Source organism: Pseudomonas sp. R2-7-07, assembly GCF_003852355.1.
Classification (GTDB): Bacteria; Pseudomonadota; Gammaproteobacteria; order Pseudomonadales; family Pseudomonadaceae; genus Aquipseudomonas.
The window spans coordinates 4,145,942-4,164,979 of record NZ_CP027759.1 but is presented as its reverse complement, the minus strand read 5'-3'; the positions used below and the strand labels follow the sequence as shown (position 1 = coordinate 4,164,979).

The following is a 19,038-nucleotide window of genomic DNA, read 5'->3' as shown; positions in this document are numbered from 1 at the left end:
AAGTTGCGGATTCAAGCCTAAACTCAAACGCAACGACTCATTGCAATACAGCCGACGCCGCAAACAGCCGTACAGTGTGTTGGCGCAGTGGGTTGTGTACAATGTGCCCTGTTTTCAGGTGATACTTGCCAGCGACCCGCTGTTGCCGTATTACCGTTAATTCGCCGCCGTTCTCCAAACCCGAGTGCCCATGAACGAACAGTTGCAACCTCTCAAGAAACAACCGCGAGCCGGCAAGGCCGGTCGCAGCGGAACCCAGGACGATATCGTCTATGCGCATATCTTCGAGGCGATCCTCGAACAACGCCTGGCACCCGGCACCAAATTGAGTGAAGAGGCACTGGGCGAAATCTTCGGCGTGAGCCGCACCATCATTCGCCGCGCGTTGTCGCGCCTGGCCCATGAAGGCGTGGTACTGCTGCGGCCCAACCGTGGCGCGGTCGTCGCCAGCCCGAGCGTCGACGAGGCCCGCCAAGTGTTCATGGCGCGGCGCCTGGTGGAGCGGGCGATCACCGAGCTGGCGGTGCAGCACGCTACCGCTGAGCAACTGGCCCAGTTGCGCCAGATGGTCAACGACGAACGCGACAGTTTCTCCCGTGGCGACCGTGGCGCCGGCATCCGCCTCTCCGGCGAATTCCACTTGAAGCTGGCTGAAGCGGCGAAGAATGCGCCGCTGATCAGCTTCCAGCGCAGCCTGGTGTCCCAGACCTCCTTGATCATCGCCCAGTACGAAAGCGGCAACCGCTCGCACTGTTCCTACGATGAACACACCCAACTGATCGACGCGATCGAAGCCCGGGATGCGGTACTGGCGGTGGATTTGATGATGCATCACATGGACCACATCGACAGCAAGCTCAACCTCGATGAGGAGAGCGCGTCGGATGATCTGCATGCGGTGTTCTCGCATTTGTTGCAGACCAAGAAGCCAGGGCGCTCGTCGGTAAAACTGTAACTTCCCTGACTCACCTGGGATAAAAATGTGGGAGGGGGCTTGCTCCCGATTGCGGTGTATCAGACAACATATTTGTTACTGACCGACCGCTATCGGGAGCAAGCCCCCTCCCACATTTGTTTTGTGTTGCGGCTGAAATTAGCGTTGGTGCACCAACTGCCCCGCTGCATACGTCCGCAACACCGTCCGGTCATCCCCCAGGGTCATCAACACAAACAACGTCTCGGCAATGTTATTCGCCTGCTTCAAGCGATAGCTCAGCAACGGCGTAGCGTTGTAGTCCAACACTAAAAAGTCCGCATCCGTCCCCTGTTGCAAGGTGCCGATCTTGTCTTCCAGGCGCAGCGCGCGCGCACCGCCCAGGGTCGCCAGGTACAGCGACTTGAATGGGCTCAACCGCGCGCCCTGCAACTGCATGACCTTGTAGGCTTCGTTCAAGGTTTGCAGGAGCGAGAAACTGGTGCCGCCGCCCACGTCGGTGCCCAGGCCTACATTCAGTTTGTGCTTCTCGGCCATCGGCAGGTTGAACAGGCCACTGCCGAGGAACAGGTTCGAGGTCGGGCAGAACGCCACGGCCGAGCCGGTTTCTGCCAGCCGTGCGCATTCGTCGTCGCACAGGTGCACGCCATGGGCAAACACCGAGCGTTCGCCGAGCAGTTTGTAGTGGTCGTACACGTCCAGATAGCCGTTGCGCTCTGGAAACAACGCCTTCACCCATTCGACTTCCTGCTTGTTCTCACTGATGTGGGTCTGCATATACAGGTCCGGATACTCCCCCAGCAGTTGCCCGGCCAATGCCAGTTGCTCCGGCGTGCTGGTGGGGGCGAAACGTGGCGTCACCGCATAATGCAGGCGGCCCTTGCCGTGCCAGCGCTCGATCAGTGCCTTGCTTTCCTGGTAGCCGGATTCCGGCGTGTCGGTCAGATAATCCGGCGCATTGCGATCCATCATCACCTTGCCGGCGATCATGCGCAGGTCGAGTTTTTCGGCGGCTTCAAAGAACGCGTTCACCGATTGCGGGTGCACGCTGCCGAACACCAGCGCGGTGGTGGTGCCGTTGCGCAGCAGTTCCCTGATGAAAATATCCGCCACTTCGTCAGCGTGCGCCTTGTCGGCGAACTGGCTTTCACACGGGAAGGTGTAGGTGTTGAGCCAGTCCAGCAACTGCTCGCCATAGGCGCCGACCATGCCGGTCTGCGGCAGGTGGATATGGGTGTCGATCAGGCCGGGGGTGATCAGCGCATCCTGATAGTGCGTGACGTCGATATCGGCGGGCAGGGTCGGCAGCAGGTCGCTGGCGTGGCCAAGCGCGCTGATCCGGCCGTTGTCGATCACCAGCAGGCCGTCTTCGAAATACTCATAGGACGCGTCGATGCCAACCTCGGCGGGGTCGGCGATGCTGTGCAGGATGGCGGCACGGTAGGCTTTGCGGGTCAAAGGCATGCTGATCTCAATTCTTGGCTTGGCTGCGGCGAGATACCGGCAGCAGTTTGGCAATGGGTTCGGCGCTGGCGGTGTGCTGGCCGAAATGGGCGTTGTAGGTGGCGATGATTTCGCCGGCGATGGAAATGGCGATCTCTACTGGCAATTTGCCTTTCACTTCGCTGAGGCCCATCGGGCAGCGCAGGCGTTGCAGGTGCGCGGTGTCGAAGCCGCGATCGCGCAGGCGATGTTCGAACTTGACCCGTTTGGTTTTGGAGCCGATCAGGCCGAAGTAGGCAAAGTCATTGCGCTTGAGCAGAGCGGCGGTCAGCTCCAGGTCCAGTGCATGGTTGTGGGTCATGACGATGCAGTAGCTGCCCGCCGGCAAGTCGGCGATTTCGTCGACCGGCTCTTCGCTGACGATTTTACGCACGCCCTGGGGGATGTGTGACGGAAACTCCTGCTCGCGCGAGTCGATCCAGCGCACCCGGCACGGCAGGCTCGCCAGCAACGGCACCAGCGCACGTCCCACATGGCCGGCGCCGAACACCGCAATTTGCGCCTGCACCTGGCCCATGGGTTCGAACAGCAGCACCGTCACGCCGCCGCAGCACTGTCCCAGGCTCGCGCCGAGGCTGAAACGCTCCAGATGGGTGTTCTGCTGGCCACGGGCAAGCATGTCGCGGGCGATGTGCGTCGCCTTGTATTCCAGGTGCCCGCCGCCGATGGTGTCGAAGGTGTGGGCGGCGCTGATCACCATCTTCGAGCCGGCGTTGCGCGGCGTGGAGCCAAGCTCTTCGATGATGGTGACGAGCACGCAGGGTTCGCCTTGGTTCTGCAGGTCGGCGAGGGCGCTGATCCAGTTGTTCATGGTCACCTCAGTTAGATCGTTCCCACGCTCCGCGTGGGCATGCATACCGTGACGCTCTGCGTCACAAGAGCGGACGCAGAGCGTCCAGGCCGACATTCCCACGCAGAGCGTGGGAACGATCAAGCCAGCTCGGTTGCAGCTTGAGTGGCGTTTGTTTGCAACTGCCGCATCTGCTCACACCCCCACAACACCCGCTCCGGCGTAGCCGGCGCATCGATCCTGGGTTGATGCCGATAGTCACCCAGGCTCGCCACCGCATCCTTGATCGCGCACCACGAGGCAATCCCGAGCATGAACGGCGGTTCACCCACGGCTTTGGAATGGAACACCGTGTCCTCCGGGTTCTTGCGGTTTTCCACCAGCTTGACCCGCAGGTCCAGCGGCATGTCCGCCACGGCCGGGATCTTGTAGCTGACCGGGCCGTTGGTGAGCAGCTTGCCCTTGTTGTTCCACACCAGCTCTTCCATGGTCAGCCAGCCCATGCCCTGGATAAACCCGCCTTCCACCTGGCCGATGTCGATGGCCGGGTTCAGCGAGGCGCCGACGTCGTGGAGGATGTCGGTGCGCAGCATCTTGTATTCGCCGGTCAGGGTGTCGACGATCACTTCACAGCACGCCGCGCCAAAGGCGAAGTAGTAGAACGGCCGCCCGCGTGACTGGCTGCGGTCGTAGAAGATCTTCGGGGTTTTGTAGAAGCCGGTGCTCGACAGCGAGACCTGAGCGAAATACGCCTGCTGGATCAGCGCCTCGAAGCTCAGGATCTGTTCACGCACGCGCACATGACCGTTGCGAAATTCCACGTCCGCCTCGCTGACGTCGTACTTGCGCGCGGCAAATTCCACCAGGCGCTGCTTGATGGTTTCGGCGGCATTCTGCGCGGCCTTGCCGTTCAGGTCGGCGCCGCTGGAGGCCGCCGTCGGCGAGGTGTTGGGCACCTTGTCGGTATTGGTGGCGGTGATCTGCACGCGGTCGATGTCGACCTGGAACACTTCGGCCACCACCTGGGCGACCTTGGTATTCAGGCCTTGGCCCATTTCGGTACCGCCATGGTTCAGGTGAATGCTGCCGTCGGTGTAGATGTGGATCAGCGCACCGGCCTGGTTGAGAAAGCTGGCGGTAAACGAGATGCCGAATTTGACCGGCGTCAGCGCCAGGCCTTTTTTCAGGATCGGGCTGTGGGCGTTGTACAGGCGGACCGCTTCGCGGCGCTCGGCATATTGGCTGCTGGCCTCAAGCTCGGCGGTCATCTCTTCGAGCATGTTGTGCTCGACGGTCTGGTAGTAGTGGGTGACGTTGCGTTCGGTCTTGCCATAGTAATTGGCCTTGCGCACCGCCAGCGGGTCCAGCGCCAGGTGGCGGGCGATGGCGTCCATTACTTCCTCAATGGCGACCATGCCTTGCGGGCCACCGAAGCCGCGATAGGCGGTGTTGGAGGCGGTGTTGGTCTTGCAGCGATGGCCGTTCACCGTCGCGTCGCCCAGGTAATAAGCGTTATCGGCATGGAACATCGCGCGGTCGACAATCGAGTTGGACAAGTCTGGCGAACAGCCGCAGTTGCCGGCCAGGTCCAGGTTGATGCCGTGCAAACGGCCGGCGGCGTCGAAGCCCACGTCGTATTCGATATAGAAGGGGTGGCGCTTGCCGGTCATCAGCATGTCTTCGACCCGCGGCAGGCGCATCTTGGTCGGCTGGCCGGTGAGGCGCGCCACCACCGCGCACAGGCAGGCGGGGCTGGCGGCCTGGGTTTCCTTGCCGCCGAAGCCACCGCCCATGCGGCGCATGTCAACGACGATCTTGTTCATCGACACGTCGAGCACTTCGGCGACAAGCTTCTGCACTTCGGTGGGGTTCTGCGTGGAGCAGTAGACGATCATCCCGCCGTCTTCGGTGGGCATCACCGAGGAAATCTGGGTCTCCAGGTAGAAATGTTCCTGGCCGCCGATGTGCAGCGTGCCCTGGATGCGGTGTTTCGCCGCTGCCAAAGCGCCGGCTGAATCACCGCGTTGATGGGTGTGGCTGTCGAGCACGAAGTGTTTGTTGCGAAACGCCTCGACCACGTCCAGTACCGGCTCCAGGTCTTGGTATTCGATCACCGCCGCCATGGCCGCTTTGCGGGCGGTCTCAAGATCACGGGCGGCCACGGCCAGTACCACCTGGCCGACGAACTGCACGGTGTCGATGGCCAGCAGCGGATCGCCGGGCATCAGCGGGCCGATGTCTTTCAGGCCCGGTACGTCTTCGTGAGTGATCACGATGCGCACGCCGTCGAAGGCGTAGCAGGGCGCGGTGTCGATGCTGAGGATTTTCGCGTGGGCGCGGTCGGACATGCGCGCATACAGGTGCAACTGGTTGGGAAACTCGAGGCGGTCGTCGATGTATTGCGCCTCACCGCTGACATGCTTGGCGGCGCTGTCATGCTTGACGCTGCGGCCGACCCCGGAGGTCAGGTCGCGGGCGAACAGTTCGGCCAGTTCGGCCTGGGTTTTTTCCACGGCGTGATGGTTAGACATAAGCGGTCACCCGAGTCTCGATGTGCGGCGTTTGCAGTTCGATGAAGTATTTGCGCAGCAGGTTCTGCGCACTGAGCAGGCGGTATTCCTTGCTGGCGCGGAAGTCCGAGAGCGGGGTGAAATCCTCGGCCAGGGCGGCGCAGGCTTTCTCCACGGTGGCGGCGTTCCAGGTGGCACCCGTCAGCTGCGTCTCGCAGTGCCTGGCGCGCTTGGGGATGGCGGCCATGCCGCCGAAGGCGACGCGGGCCTCGCTGACCACACCGTTGTCGAGCTTGAGGTTGAAGGCGGCGCACACGGCAGAAATATCATCGTCCAGGCGCTTGGAGACCTTGTACGCGCGAAACAGTGAGTGGCCCTTGGGTACGATGATTTTCTCGATGAATTCGCTGTCCTGGCGAGCGGTCACGCGGTAGTCGATGAAGTAGTCTTCCAGCGCCAGGGTGCGCCGGGTATTGCCCTTGCACAGCACAATCTGTGCTCCAAGAGCGATCAGCAACGGCGGCGAATCACCAATCGGCGAGGCGTTGCCGATATTGCCGCCGAGGGTGCCCTGGTTGCGGATCTGCAGCGAGGCGAAGCGATGCAGTAATTCGCCGAAGTCGGGGTATTCGTGGTGCAGCGCGGCGTAGCAGTCGGAGAGGGCGGTGGCGGCGCCGATTTCCAGGCGGTCGTCGAAGGATTCGATGCGCTTCATTTCTTCAATATTGCCGACGTAGATCATCACCGGCAGGGTGCGATGGAACTGGGTGACTTCCAGCGCCAGGTCGGTGCCGCCGGCCAGCAGGCGGGCTTGTGGATAGGCGTCGTAGAGGTCGGCCAGGTCGGCGACGGTCAGCGGCACCAGGCAGCGTTTGTCACCACTGTTGAGTTCACCGGTTTGCGTCGGCGCAATGGCCTTGAGCTGCGCGATGGTCTGGGCGGCGCGGCTGTCGAACTGGTCCTGAGGCTTGTTGCAGCAGGCCTGTGCGGCGGCGGCCAGAATCGGGCGATAGCCGGTGCAGCGGCACAGATTGCCGGCCAGGGCTTCGTGGGCTCTCTGGCTGTCGGGGGCGTCGCTGTTCTTTTGCAGGGCAAACAATGACATCACGAAACCCGGGGTGCAGAAGCCGCACTGTGAACCGTGGCACTCGACCATCGCCTGCTGCACGCTGTGCAGTTGGCCCTGGTGCTTGAGGTCTTCGACACTGATCAGTTGCTTGCCGTGCAGCGACGAGACAAAGGTCAGGCACGAATTGAGGCTGCGATAACGAATCTGCTCGACGCCTTGATCGTTGCGGTGCAACTCGCCGACCACCACGGTGCATGCACCACAGTCGCCGCTGGCGCAGCCTTCCTTGGTGCCGGATTTGCCCACATGCTCACGCAAATAGTTGAGCACGGTCAGGTTGGGGTCCAGGGCGTGCTCGCTACGGAGTTCCTGGTTAAGTAAAAACTGGATCACGGAAGGCCTCGCAGATTCATTATTGTTGTTAACCGCTTTGCGCCGAATCTAGTCATGTCTGACTTTTCGGTCAATGATTTTCTGACCTAAGGGTCAAGAAACTGCGGTCACAACCTATTCAATTATGGTTCAGTCTTCTGGAACCGGTGTTTTCAGGGGCTTGTGGCTTTCCAGGCTTGCGTGTTTCATGCCAAATTCGCCACCGTGGGCGTAGCGCCATCAGCGGGCCAATGCGCTACACTGCCGCGCTTGTACCGATAGCAGATTTTGAAGGGAAAACATGACGTTCAAGGCGCCGGACAGTCTCGCCGAGCAAATCGCTCACCACCTCGCCGAACGTATCATTCGCGGCGATCTCAAGCCTGGGGAGCGGATCCAGGAACAGAAAGTCACGCTGGCGCTGAATGTCAGCCGTGGTTCCGTGCGCGAAGCCCTGCTGATCCTCGAGCGTCGGCACCTGATCGCGATCCTGCCGCGCCGTGGCGCCCACGTCACCGAACTCAGCGCGCACAAGGTGCAGAGCCTGTGCACGTTGATGGGCGAGATGTACATCCTGCTCGGCAATGCGGTTGCCGAAGGCTGGCAGAGCCAGGCCGACATGGCGCCCTTCCTGCAAATCCAGCAGCGCCTGATGGCCAGCTATGAGCGCCAGGACATCCGCGCCTTCGTCGAAGAAAGCTTCAATGTGATGCGCGCCGCGTACCCCTTCGCCAACAACCCGTATCTGCAGGAAACCGTCGAGAACCTGCAGCCGGCAATGAACCGCGCCTATTATTTGGCCCTGGAGCAGCGCAAGGCGGAAATGAGCGAGTACCTGACGCTGTTCGAACAGTTGCTCGCTGCCGTGCTGGCCCGTGACCTGGCGCAGATCCGCCTGGTATTGTCGGCCTACTGCCAGCGCAGCAGCTCGCTGGTGATCGCAGCGTTGGCGGACGCCTAAGCGTGCGGCTCAAGTGCATCAAATTGGCGGGGTTCAAATCCTTCGTCGACCCGACCACGGTGAACTTCCCCAGTAATATGGCGGCGGTGGTCGGGCCCAATGGCTGCGGCAAGTCGAACATCATCGACGCCGTCCGTTGGGTGATGGGCGAGAGCTCGGCGAAAAACCTGCGCGGCGAGTCGATGACCGACGTCATCTTCAACGGCTCCACCAGCCGCAAACCGGTGAGCCAGGCCAGCATCGAACTGGTGTTCGACAACTCCGACGGTACCCTGGTCGGCGAGTACGCGGCCTACGCCGAAATCTCCATCCGCCGTAAAGTCACGCGCGACAGCCAGAACAGTTACTTCCTCAACGGCACCAAATGCCGTCGACGCGACATCACCGATATCTTCCTCGGCACAGGCCTGGGCCCGCGCAGCTACTCGATCATCGAGCAGGGCATGATCTCCAAGCTGATCGAAGCCAAGCCCGAAGACCTGCGCAATTTCATCGAGGAAGCGGCCGGCATCTCCAAATACAAGGAGCGCCGCCGCGAGACCGAAAACCGCATCCGCCGCACCCATGAAAACCTCGCCCGCCTGACCGACCTGCGCGAAGAACTGGAACGCCAGCTGGAGCGCCTGCATCGCCAGGCCCAGGCCGCCGAGAAATACCAGGAATACAAGGGCGAAGAGCGCCAGCTCAAGGCCCAACTGTCGGCCCTGCGCTGGCAGGCGTTGAACGATCAGGTCGGCCAGCGCGAGGCGATCATCGGCACCCAGGAAGTCAGCTTCGAAGCGCTGGTGGCCGAGCAGCGCAACGCCGACGCCAGTATCGAACGCCTGCGGGACGGGCACCATGAGCTGTCCGAACGCTTCAATCTGGTGCAGGGGCGTTTCTATTCGGTGGGCGGCGACATTGCCCGGGTCGAACAGAGCATCCAGCACGGCCAGCAGCGTCTGCGCCAGTTGCAGGACGATCTGAAGGAAGCCGAACGCGCACGCCTGGAGACCGAATCGCACCTGGGCCACGACCGTACCTTGCTGCTGACCCTGGGCGAAGAGCTGGACATGCTCACCCCCGAGCAGGAAATCACCAGCGCCGCCGCCGAAGAAGCAGCGGCGGCGCTGGAAGAGGCCGAAACCAGCATGCACGGCTGGCAGGAGCAGTGGGACACGTTCAATCTCAAATCCGCCGAACCGCGGCGCCAGGCCGAGGTGCAGCAGTCGCGTATCCAGCAACTGGAAACCAGCATGGAGCGTTTGGCCGAGCGTCAGCGCCGTCTGCAGGAAGAGCGCGTGTTGCTCGCCGCCGACCCGGAAGACGCGGCGATCCTGCAGTTGAGCGAGCAACTGGCCGAAAGCGAAATGACCCTGGAAGAGCTCGAGGCCAGCGAAGCGCAGCAAGTGGAACGCCTGGAGCAATTGCGCCAGCAACTGCACACCGCAACCCAGGCGCAGCAGCAGGCCCAGGGCGATTTGCAGCGGCTCAACGGGCGGCTGGCATCGCTCGAAGCCTTGCAGCAAGCCGCGCTGGACCCTGGCACCGGCACCGCCGAATGGCTGCGCGACCAGCACCTGGCCGAACGCCCGCGCCTGGCCGAGGGTTTGAAAGTAGAAGCCGGTTGGGAGCTGGCGGTGGAAACCGTGTTGGGCGCCGACCTGCAAGCGGTGCTGGTGGATGATTTTGGCGGCTTAGACCTGGCCGGTTTCGCCCAGGGTGACTTGCGCCTGCTCAGCCCAGCCGCCGATGGCACGCGCGTGCCGGGCAGCCTGCTGGACAAGGTCGAGGCGGCGATTGACCTGTCGCCGTGGCTGGGCCAGGTCAAACCTGTGGAAACCCTTGAGCAGGCTTTGGCCCAGCGCGGCCAGTTAGCGGCCGGCGAAAGCCTGATCAGCCGTGACGGTTACTGGGTCGGCCGGCACTTCCTGCGCGTGCGGCGTGCCAGCGAAGCTGAAAGCGGCGTATTGGCCCGTGGCCAGGAAATCGTCAACCTGAGCGCCGAACGTGAAGAGCGCGAAGCCACCTTGGAAAGCCTGGAAACCGAACTGCAAACCCTGCGCGCTACCCAGCGCCAGCAAGAGACCGGCCGCGAACACCTGCGCCGCCTGTTGCAGGACGAGGCGCGCCAGCAAGGCGAACTCAAAGCCCAGCTGTCGGCGAGCAAGGCCAAGGTCGAACAGCTGACCCTGCGCCGCACCCGCCTTGACGAAGAAGTCGCCGAGATGGGCGAACAGCGCGCCCTGGAGCATGAACAGGTCGGCGAAGCGCGCCTGCACCTGCAGGAAGCCCTCGACAGCATGGCCCTGGACACCGAGCAGCGCGAACTGCTGCTGGCCCAGCGTGACAGTTTGCGCGAGCGCCTCGACCGCGTGCGCCAGGAAGCCCGTCAGCACAAGGACCACGCCCACCAGTTGGCGGTGCGCCTGGGCTCGTTGCGTGCCCAACATGATTCCACGCGCCAGGCCCTCGAGCGCCTGGAGATGCAATCGGAACGTCTCACCGAAAAGCGCGAGCAACTGAGCCTCAACCTGGAGGAGGGCGAAGCGCCCCTTGAAGAGCTGCGCCTCAAGCTTGAAGAACTGCTCGACAAACGCATGAGCGTCGACGAAGAACTCAAGACCGCGCAGATCGCCCTGGAAGACGCCGACCGCGAACTGCGCGACGCCGAAAAGCGCCGCACCGTGGCCGAGCAGCAGTCCCAGTTGATTCGCGGCCAGCTCGAACAACAGCGCATGGAATGGCAAGCCCTGACCGTGCGCCGCAAGACCTTGCAGGATCAACTGCTCGAAGACGGTTATGACCTGCACGGCGTGCTCAACACACTGACCGCCCAGGCCAACGAAAAAGACGCCGAAGAAGAACTTGAGCGGATTGCCGCGCGTATCCAGCGACTCGGTGCGATCAACCTCGCGGCCATCGATGAGTACCAGCAGCAATCCGAGCGCAAGCGTTATCTGGATGCCCAGGACGCCGACCTGGTCGAAGCCCTCGACACCCTGGAAAATGTGATCCGCAAGATCGACAAGGAGACCCGCAACCGCTTCAAGGATACCTTTGATCAGATTAATGGCGGTTTACAGGCGTTATTCCCAAAAGTTTTCGGTGGTGGCAGCGCCTACTTGGAACTGACGGGCGAAGATCTACTCGATACAGGGGTAACGATCATGGCGCGGCCTCCGGGCAAGAAGAACAGCACCATCCATTTGTTGTCCGGCGGCGAAAAGGCCCTGACGGCGCTGGCGCTGGTATTTGCCATTTTCAAGCTGAACCCGGCACCGTTCTGCATGCTCGACGAAGTTGACGCACCGCTGGATGACGCTAACGTTGGACGCTACGCTCGGCTGGTCAAGGAGATGTCCCAGACCGTGCAGTTCATCTATATCACCCACAACAAGATCGCCATGGAAATGGCCGATCAGTTGATGGGCGTGACGATGCACGAGCCAGGCTGTTCGCGTTTGGTGGCGGTGGATGTAGAAGAAGCGATGAAGATGGTGGAATCCTGAGGTAAGGCAGGAAGGAATTTTTACGGCACGCCGTAGGGCGATTTACCGGTTTGGCAAAAGTGGCAAATGGACATATTTGTTCAAGGCATTTTGACAGACGGTGTAAAGTTATCTTTGGTCGTGCTAGTTTAATGTCAATTTTTCGTATGCGTGGGCAAAACGTCAGTCAGAACATAGAGTTGGCGCCACGTTTTAAAGCGGTTTGCACGGTGCTAAACCCCTTATTTTTCAGCATTTTTTATAGAGGCACGGGATTACATGGAAATCGGTCTGCGCGAGTGGCTGATCGTCATCGGCATCATTGTCATTGCCGGTATTCTTTTTGATGGCTGGCGCCGCATGCGCGGTGGCAAGGGCAAGCTTAAATTCCGCCTGGACCGAAACCTGTCCAACTTGCCGGACGACGACGGCAACGCCGAGTTGCTGGGGCCTCCCCGTGTGTTGGATACCCACAAGGAACCGCAACTGGACGAGCACGACCTGCCGTCGATGAGCGCGCCGGTGCGTGAGGCCCGTGAGCCGTCGTCCAAGCGCGGCAAGCGCGGCAGTGCTGGCGTGGCCGAGCCGCATCAGGGCGACTTGAACCTCGATGTCGACGAAGGCCCGAGCTTCAGCAGCCGCGACGATGACTTCCCGGATGAAAACGCCGGCAAGAACGCCCCGCGCCAGTCGGTCAACGATCAGCCGGCCGCCGAAGAAGTGCTGGTGATCAGTGTGATCTGCCGCGATGCCGGTGGCTTCAAAGGCCCGGCGCTGTTGCAGAATATCCTTGAAAGTGGCCTGCGCTTTGGCGAGATGGATATTTTCCACCGTCACGAAAGCATGGCGGGTAACGGCGAAGTGCTGTTCTCCATGGCCAACGCGGTCAAGCCGGGCACGTTCGACCTGGACGATATCGACCTGTTCAGCACCCCGGCGGTCAGTTTCTTCCTCGGCCTGCCAGGCCCGCGTCACCCGAAACAAGCGTTCGATGTGATGGTGGCTGCAGCGCGCAAGCTGTCCCAGGAACTGAACGGCGAGCTCAAGGACGACCAGCGCAGCGTGCTCACCGCCCAGACTATCGAGCATTACCGTCAGCGCATCGTCGAGTTCGAGCGTCGCGCCCTGACACAGAAACGCTGAGGATTGCGCTTCGGCGTTGTCAGTAGAATAAGCGCACTAACATATTGAGCAGCTTCGGCTGCTCTTTTGCTTTATGAGAGAACACCCATGACCGCCGCCCATACCCGCATCCTTGAACTGCGCGCTGAACTGGATCAGCACAACTACCGCTACCACGTCCTCGACGAACCGAGCATTCCGGACGTCGAGTACGACCGCTTGTTCCATGAGCTCAAGGCCCTGGAGGCCGAGCATCCGGAACTGGTGACGCGTGATTCGCCGACGCAGCGGGTCGGCAGTGCGGCGCTGTCGGCGTTCACCCAAGTCAGGCATGAAATCCCCATGCTCAGCCTGGGCAACGCCTTCGATGAAGCGACCATGCTCGAATTCGATCGGCGGGTGACCGAGGGGCTGGACCTGCCGGCCGGTGACCTGTTCGCCAGCGTCGAATACAGCTGCGAGCCGAAGCTGGACGGCCTGGCGGTCAGCCTGCTGTATCAGGACGGCGAGCTGGTACGCGGCGCGACCCGAGGCGATGGCACCACCGGCGAAGACATCAGCGTCAACGTGCGCACCGTGCGTAACATCCCGTTGAAGCTGCACGGCAGCGGCTGGCCGGCCACCTTGGAGGTGCGCGGTGAAGTGTTCATGTCCAAGGCCGGGTTCGAACGCCTGAACGCCTCGCAACTGGAGGTTGGCGGCAAAACCTTCGCCAACCCGCGCAATGCGGCCGCCGGCAGCCTGCGCCAACTGGATTCGAAGATCACCGCCAGCCGCCCGCTGGAATTCTGCTGCTATGGCATCGGCCAGGTGACGGCGGATATCAGTGACACCCATATCGGTAACCTCAAGCAGTTGCAGAAGTGGGGCATGCCGATCAGTCATGAGCTGAAACTGGCCAAGGGCATTCAGGAATGCCTGGACTACTACCGCGACATCGGCGCGCGGCGTAACAGCCTGTCGTATGAAATCGACGGCGTGGTGTTCAAGGTCAACAGCATCGCCTCCCAGCGTGAACTGGGCTTCCGCGCCCGCGAGCCGCGCTGGGCCATTGCGCATAAATTCCCGGCCATGGAAGAGCTTACCGAGTTGCTCGACGTGGAATTCCAGGTCGGCCGCACCGGCGCCGTCACGCCCGTGGCGCGTTTGAAGCCGGTCAAGGTCGCGGGCGTGACCGTGTCCAACGCCACCCTGCACAACATGGACGAAGTGGCGCGCCTGGGCCTGATGATCGGCGACACGGTGATCATCCGCCGCGCCGGGGATGTGATCCCGCAGGTGGTGTCGGTGGTGGCCGAGCGTCGCCCGGAGCACGCCCGCGCCGTGCAGATCCCCGAGCACTGCCCGGTATGCGGCTCCCATGTGGAGCGCACGCAGCTGGTCAAGCGCAGCAAGGGCAAGGAAACCGTCAGCGAGGGCGCGGTGTACCGCTGCGTCGGGCGCCTGGCCTGTGGCGCGCAGCTCAAGCAGGCGATCATTCATTTCGTCTCGCGCCGCGCCATGGACATCGACGGCCTGGGCGACAAGACCATCGAGCAACTGGTGGATGAAAAACTCATCGGCTCGCCCGCCGACCTCTACAAGCTCAAGTACGAGCAGATCATCGACCTGGAGGGTTTCGCCGATGTTTCCAGCAAGAAGCTGATCGCCGCCATCGAAAACAGCAAGACCCCGACCCTGGCGCGGTTTATCTACGCCCTGGGTATTCCCGATGTGGGCGAGGAGACCGCCAAGGTGCTGGCGCGCTCCCTGGCCTCCCTTGAGCGTGTGCAGAAGGCCTTGCCGGAGGTGCTGACATACTTGCCGGACGTGGGCCTGGAAGTGGCGCACGAGATCCATAGCTTCTTTGAAGACAGCCATAACCAGGACGTGATCGGCGCGCTGCTCTCGCCCGATGAATGCGCCCTGCAATTGCAGGAGCAGGGCGACCTGAGCGCCGAATTCGCCGCCAGCACCACCCTGGGCGGCCTGCTCGACAAGCTGCACGTGCCCTCCGTGGGGCCGGGCGCGGCGCAAAAGCTGGCGGACAAGTTCGGCAGCCTCGAAGGCGTGATCAAGGCCGACTGGCTGGACATGCGCCAGGCCCTGCCCGAGAAACAGGCCAAGGCCGTGCGTGAGTTCTTCGACAATCCGGACAACGCCCGCCATGCCCTGGCCATCGAGCAGCAGCTCAAAGACTTCGGCATGCACTGGCAGAGCGAGAAGAAGGTCGTCGAAGGCCTGCCGGAAGCCGGGCACACCTGGGTGCTCACCGGCTCCCTGGAGTTGATGAGCCGCGACGTGGCCAAGGACAAGCTGGAAAGCCTCGGCGCCAAGGTGGCCGGTTCCGTTTCGGCCAAGACCCATTGCGTGGTGGCCGGGCCCGGCGCTGGTTCCAAGTTGGCCAAAGCCAGCGAACTGGGGCTTAAAGTGCTGGACGAGGAGGCCTTCGTCGCGTTCCTGGCCAAACACAACATACCCGTATGACGATCGTTCCCACGCTCCGCGTGGGAATGCCACCCCGGACGCTCCGCGTCTGCTCTTCCAAGGCATGACGCAGAGCGTCACCGTATGCATTCCCACGCTGAGCGTGGGAACGATCCTGCCAGGGAAATGATCTAGTCTCAGTCAGCCCCCAGGGAAAGATCGCATGTTCCGCTACTTCGACCAGCTCAGCTCGCGCATCGCTGCACCGTTCATGGCCGGATCTTCGCGTAACAGCAAGGTATGGCAATGCCGCTGCGGCCAGTCGTTGTTCTTTCGCAACAGCCAGTGCCTGGCCTGCTCGGCTCTGCTGGGCTATCACCCCTGGCAAAGCCGCCTGTCCTCACTGCAGCCCGGCCCCGCCGTCGGCACCTGGCTGATGGACGACAACCTCGACGCCGGCGCCTTTCGCCGGTGCGCCAACCTCGAGACCCCGGCCGCCTGCAACTGGCTGATCCCGGCGCACAGCACCTTTCCCTTGTGCGTGGCCTGCAGCCTCAACCGCACCATTCCCGACTTGTCCGTGCCGGAAAACCCCGAGCGCTGGCGCAAGGTGGAAACCGCCAAGCGTCGACTGGTGGCGCAACTGATCAGCCTGGGCCTGCAGGTGGTGCCCAAGCGCGTCGACGAAGACACCGGCCTGGCGTTCGATTTCGTCGGCGTCGACCTGCAAGGCAATGCGCCCACTACCGGACACGCCAACGGCCTGATCACCCTCGATATCAAGGAAGCCGACGACGCCCATCGTGAAAAGATTCGCGTGCAGATGCGCGAGCCCTACCGAACGTTGCTCGGGCATTTTCGCCATGAGGTCGGCCACTATTACTGGGATCGCCTGATCGCAGGCAGCCACTGGCTTGAGCCGTTTCGCAGGCTGTTCGGCGACGAGCGCGCCAGTTACGCCGACGCGCTCGACCAGCACTACCAGAACGGGCCCCGCCAGGACTGGCAGCAAAACTGCGTCAGCGCCTACGCGACCATGCACCCTTGGGAAGATTGGGCCGAAACCTGGGCGCATTACCTGCACATGATGGACGCGGTCGACACCGCCTTGGGCTTCGGCATGAGCGCCCGCGAGATGGACCTGGATTACCAGCCGTTCCCCCTGACCACGCTGTACGACCCTGAGCACCCTGGCGGTGCGGCGTTCCTCTCCTTCGTCAACGCCTGGATCGAACTGGCCGGTATGCTCAACGAATTGTCGCGCAGCATGGGCCAGCCGGACTTTTACCCCTTCGTGCTGCCGCCAGCGGTGATCGCCAAGCTGCACTTCATCCACCTGGTGATCCAGGAAGAGGGCGGCCGGGCCGATGAGGTCCTACAGGCACAATGATAAAAAAATGTGGGAGGGGGCTTGCCCCCGATGACGGAGTGTCAGTCTACTCATCAGTGGCTGACCCACCGCCATCGGGAGCAAGCCCCCTCCCACATTGGATAGCGTCATTGTTGAAGGCCATGGCAAGTACTTGAAGCTTCTCATTTTTTACGGTTGTAACTTCCGATGAGATCGGTACAATGGCCCCGCTTGCCGAGAGGCGAGCGTCGTTATGGTGACCCCATCGGTCCCCCCGCAACGATTACCCGTGAACCTGGTCAGAGCCGGAAGGCAGCAGCCACAGCGGGAACATTGTGTGCCGGGGTGTGGCTGGTGGGGTTGCCTCCATAACGCTCCTTCCTGTAGTACCCTTCTCTGAATCCATATCCCCAGCCAATCATCTGTGACGCTTGTTGCACAGTTCATGACGGCTATTTCACCGCGAGTGGCATACTCCCAAGCGTTTCTCCCCTGGCTATGAGGCTGTATGCATTCGGAACATTTTGATCTATCCAGCCCTGTATTCCTGCCGATCACGGACGAAACCTGTGCGGGTTTGTTGGGCGCCGACGCTGCCAATGCGCTCGTAGCCCTGAGCGAGCCAGAGCTGGCAGCGGTGCTGGTGATCCAGAATCTTGCGCAAATGCCGGAAAACGAATTGAGCGCGGTGGGCGCTGAACGGGTGCTGGCCAAGCTCATTGGCTGGGCGGTGGATGCCAGGCATTCAGCTGCCGTGAGCTTGCTGTCGGAAGCGCAGCGGCTGTTTGACCCACGCAAGCTGTACTTCGGCCTGAATGTGGTCAAGAGCCTGAAGTTGCGTTTTCTGCTGGCCGATGAAGTCCTGGCGCGAACCTACCTGTTGCCCGACGGAAAATGGGACGTCGAATACAAAGTTCGTCACCTCAAGGCCAACAACCCGTTCCGCCAGCAGATGGTCACGCCCAGGCACCGCGAGCGCTGGTTGAGTGCCGAGCAGGACAAACTGGTCAGGACCTTTCGCGCCAACCTGAACGAAGACCTGCACGTCCAGGGGTACGCCGGCATTGGCAAGAGTCACCTGCTGGTGGCGCTGATGGAGCACTTGCGCCCCGAAAAGACCCTGCTGCTGGCACGTACGCCGGCCAAGCTCGAGACCCTGCGCGCACGCATGGTGGGCACGCGGGAGCGAAAGGCCGGGCACACCTTCCAGGCGTTCGCGCATGCCTTGTTGCATGGCCCCAGGCCGCAGCCGGTGAATACGCAAGTGCGCGTCCCGAGCAAACAGGCACTGGCCCAGCAATTGAACATCTTCGGTTTTCGTCGCCTGGAAGGGCAGGCGGTGCTGGATGTGTGCCTCAAGGTGCTTGAAAGCTACTGCCGCTCCTGGGATTACAGCCTGTCGGCCAAGCATCTGCCGCATTTCAAGCAACCGTTGTCCTCTGTCGATGCCCAGGCGTTGGTCGAATATTCCAGCCGGTTATGGGGCTACCTGGAGGCGAATGCGGCCTGGAGCAGCCACACCGGGTTCGAAGCCCTGTTGATGATCAAGCGCGCAAACCTGACGGGTAGTGTGGTGCCTGACCGCTATACCCATGTGCTGATTGACGAGAGCCAGGACATTCCGGCGCCCTTGCTGCAAATCATCGAACGCGGTCGCCAGGTGCTGATTACCCTGGGCGATGAGTATCAGCAGGCCAGCGGGGTGATGGTCAGGCGTGCCCGTGAGGTTCGCCACACGCAGGTGAGCTACTCCGTGCGTTCCGGGCGCAGTGTCGAGCGCCTGGTCAATCCGCTGATCAGCCAGCATTCGGAGAAAAGCAAGGTGCTCTTTGAGGGGGCGCGGGACGCTGACGTCGGTATCGAGCTGTATCCCCAGGGCTTCGTACCGCCACCCGGCTGCGTGGTGCTGACCGCGTCCCACTGGGACACCATGAAATGGCTCATCCAACTGAGCGAAGAGCGTTGTGCCTGTGCCTTTCCCAGCAATGAAGCGCAGCAGGACCTCAAGCACTTCATGGACACCGTCATCGCGCTGTTCAAGCCAGAGTTTTATGGCAGCGAGCACAGTGACCGCGGGCCCCATCCGTTTTTCAGCGATCTGGCCGACTGGCAGCAAGTGCGCGACGCGTGCCGGTTCGATGAGGCATTCCTGTGGGTCGAGGCCGAGCTGGAAAAAGGCTTCAACGTTGCCGACGTGACCCGCTTGAACAGGCTCAGCGGCCATCCGGGCGAGCGCTGTTTACTGATGCTGGCCCAGGACGCTGGCGGCATGGAATTCGATCAGGTGTTGCTCACGCCTGAGCTGTTGACCAATGTGAAATTCAAGGACGCCTATGCGTTCGATCAGCGCCTGTGCGCGGTGTATATCGCCATTTCCCGGGCCACAACGCAGCTTTATCTGCCCTATGACGTGGTCGAGTGGATTGACTACCACCAGTACCAGAAGACCCGTGACGTGCATGGCTACTGAGTGATTTATCCTGGCTGATTCACAACTTTCCAAACCCCCTCTGGACAACCCCAAACCACCTTGTTAGCGTGCGCCGGCTG

At 61.8% G+C, this 19,038-nt stretch carries 11 protein-coding genes and 1 other RNA gene; 8 read left to right on the top strand and 4 right to left on the bottom strand.

What is annotated here, in order from left to right; all coding sequences use genetic code 11:
• Positions 1-190 precede the first annotated feature (190 nt).
• Positions 191-955, top strand: coding sequence for a GntR family transcriptional regulator (locus tag C4J86_RS19045; protein ID WP_124363916.1), 765 nt, complete (start codon positions 191-193; stop codon positions 953-955).
• 138 nt (positions 956-1,093) lie between these two features.
• Here the strand turns inward: C4J86_RS19045 and guaD are convergent, their stop codons facing one another.
• The 4 genes from guaD to xdhA form a co-directional block, all read right to left on the bottom strand.
• Entirely contained in the window at positions 1,094-2,398 is a 1,305-nt protein-coding gene (gene guaD, locus C4J86_RS19040; RefSeq protein ID WP_124371508.1) for a guanine deaminase, read from the bottom strand.
• Between the two features lie 7 nt (positions 2,399-2,405).
• Positions 2,406-3,248 (bottom strand): xanthine dehydrogenase accessory protein XdhC, encoded by an 843-nt coding sequence (xdhC, locus tag C4J86_RS19035; RefSeq protein WP_124367944.1) that lies wholly within the window; start codon positions 3,246-3,248, stop codon positions 2,406-2,408.
• Between the two features lie 119 nt (positions 3,249-3,367).
• Complete coding sequence (gene xdhB, locus C4J86_RS19030; RefSeq protein WP_124371507.1) at positions 3,368-5,758, bottom strand: xanthine dehydrogenase molybdopterin binding subunit; 2,391 nt, start codon at positions 5,756-5,758, stop codon at positions 3,368-3,370.
• Positions 5,751-7,199 carry a xanthine dehydrogenase small subunit gene (xdhA, locus tag C4J86_RS19025; protein ID WP_124371506.1) on the bottom strand — a complete coding sequence of 483 codons (1,449 nt, stop codon included), beginning with the start codon at positions 7,197-7,199 and terminating at the stop codon, positions 5,751-5,753. Before xdhA ends, xdhB begins: the two co-directional genes overlap by 8 nt.
• Positions 7,200-7,479: 280 nt before the next feature.
• On the opposite strand from xdhA, the gene C4J86_RS19020 reads away from it, so the two are divergent.
• The 7 genes from C4J86_RS19020 (at position 7,480) to C4J86_RS18990 (ending at position 18,958) form a co-directional block, all read left to right on the top strand.
• Complete coding sequence (locus C4J86_RS19020) at positions 7,480-8,139, top strand: GntR family transcriptional regulator (protein ID WP_124371505.1); 660 nt, start codon at positions 7,480-7,482, stop codon at positions 8,137-8,139.
• A 2-nt stretch (positions 8,140-8,141) separates the two neighbouring features.
• A complete protein-coding gene (smc, locus tag C4J86_RS19015) occupies positions 8,142-11,630 on the top strand; it encodes a chromosome segregation protein SMC (RefSeq protein WP_124371504.1) in 3,489 nt (1,162 codons plus the stop codon).
• A 258-nt stretch (positions 11,631-11,888) separates the two neighbouring features.
• Positions 11,889-12,752, top strand: coding sequence for a cell division protein ZipA (zipA, locus tag C4J86_RS19010; RefSeq protein WP_124371503.1), 864 nt, complete (start codon positions 11,889-11,891; stop codon positions 12,750-12,752).
• Between the two features lie 87 nt (positions 12,753-12,839).
• Positions 12,840-15,197 (top strand): NAD-dependent DNA ligase LigA, encoded by a 2,358-nt coding sequence (gene ligA / locus C4J86_RS19005; protein WP_124371502.1) that lies wholly within the window; start codon positions 12,840-12,842, stop codon positions 15,195-15,197.
• 163 nt (positions 15,198-15,360) lie between these two features.
• Complete coding sequence (locus C4J86_RS19000; RefSeq protein WP_124371501.1) at positions 15,361-16,527, top strand: putative zinc-binding metallopeptidase; 1,167 nt, start codon at positions 15,361-15,363, stop codon at positions 16,525-16,527.
• 224 nt (positions 16,528-16,751) lie between these two features.
• An RNA gene (gene ffs, locus C4J86_RS18995) (signal recognition particle sRNA small type) lies at positions 16,752-16,848 on the top strand.
• A gap of 148 nt (positions 16,849-16,996) precedes the next feature.
• Positions 16,997-18,958, top strand: coding sequence for an AAA family ATPase (locus tag C4J86_RS18990; protein ID WP_124371500.1), 1,962 nt, complete (start codon positions 16,997-16,999; stop codon positions 18,956-18,958).
• Positions 18,959-19,038: the final 80 nt, after the last annotated feature.

What these genes read in the sequence shown, in the direction of transcription:
- C4J86_RS19045 (WP_124363916.1), top strand. Translation starts at nt 191, where the DNA reads ATGAACGAACAGTTGCAACCTCTCAAGAAACAACCGCGAGCCGGCAAG.
- guaD (WP_124371508.1), bottom strand. Translation starts at nt 2,398, where the DNA reads ATGCCTTTGACCCGCAAAGCCTACCGTGCCGCCATCCTGCACAGCATC.
- xdhC (WP_124367944.1), bottom strand. Translation starts at nt 3,248, where the DNA reads ATGAACAACTGGATCAGCGCCCTCGCCGACCTGCAGAACCAAGGCGAA.
- xdhB (WP_124371507.1), bottom strand. Translation starts at nt 5,758, where the DNA reads ATGTCTAACCATCACGCCGTGGAAAAAACCCAGGCCGAACTGGCCGAA.
- C4J86_RS19020 (WP_124371505.1), top strand. Translation starts at nt 7,480, where the DNA reads ATGACGTTCAAGGCGCCGGACAGTCTCGCCGAGCAAATCGCTCACCAC.
- zipA (WP_124371503.1), top strand. Translation starts at nt 11,889, where the DNA reads ATGGAAATCGGTCTGCGCGAGTGGCTGATCGTCATCGGCATCATTGTC.
- ligA (WP_124371502.1), top strand. Translation starts at nt 12,840, where the DNA reads ATGACCGCCGCCCATACCCGCATCCTTGAACTGCGCGCTGAACTGGAT.
- C4J86_RS19000 (WP_124371501.1), top strand. Translation starts at nt 15,361, where the DNA reads ATGTTCCGCTACTTCGACCAGCTCAGCTCGCGCATCGCTGCACCGTTC.
- C4J86_RS18990 (WP_124371500.1), top strand. Translation starts at nt 16,997, where the DNA reads ATGCATTCGGAACATTTTGATCTATCCAGCCCTGTATTCCTGCCGATC.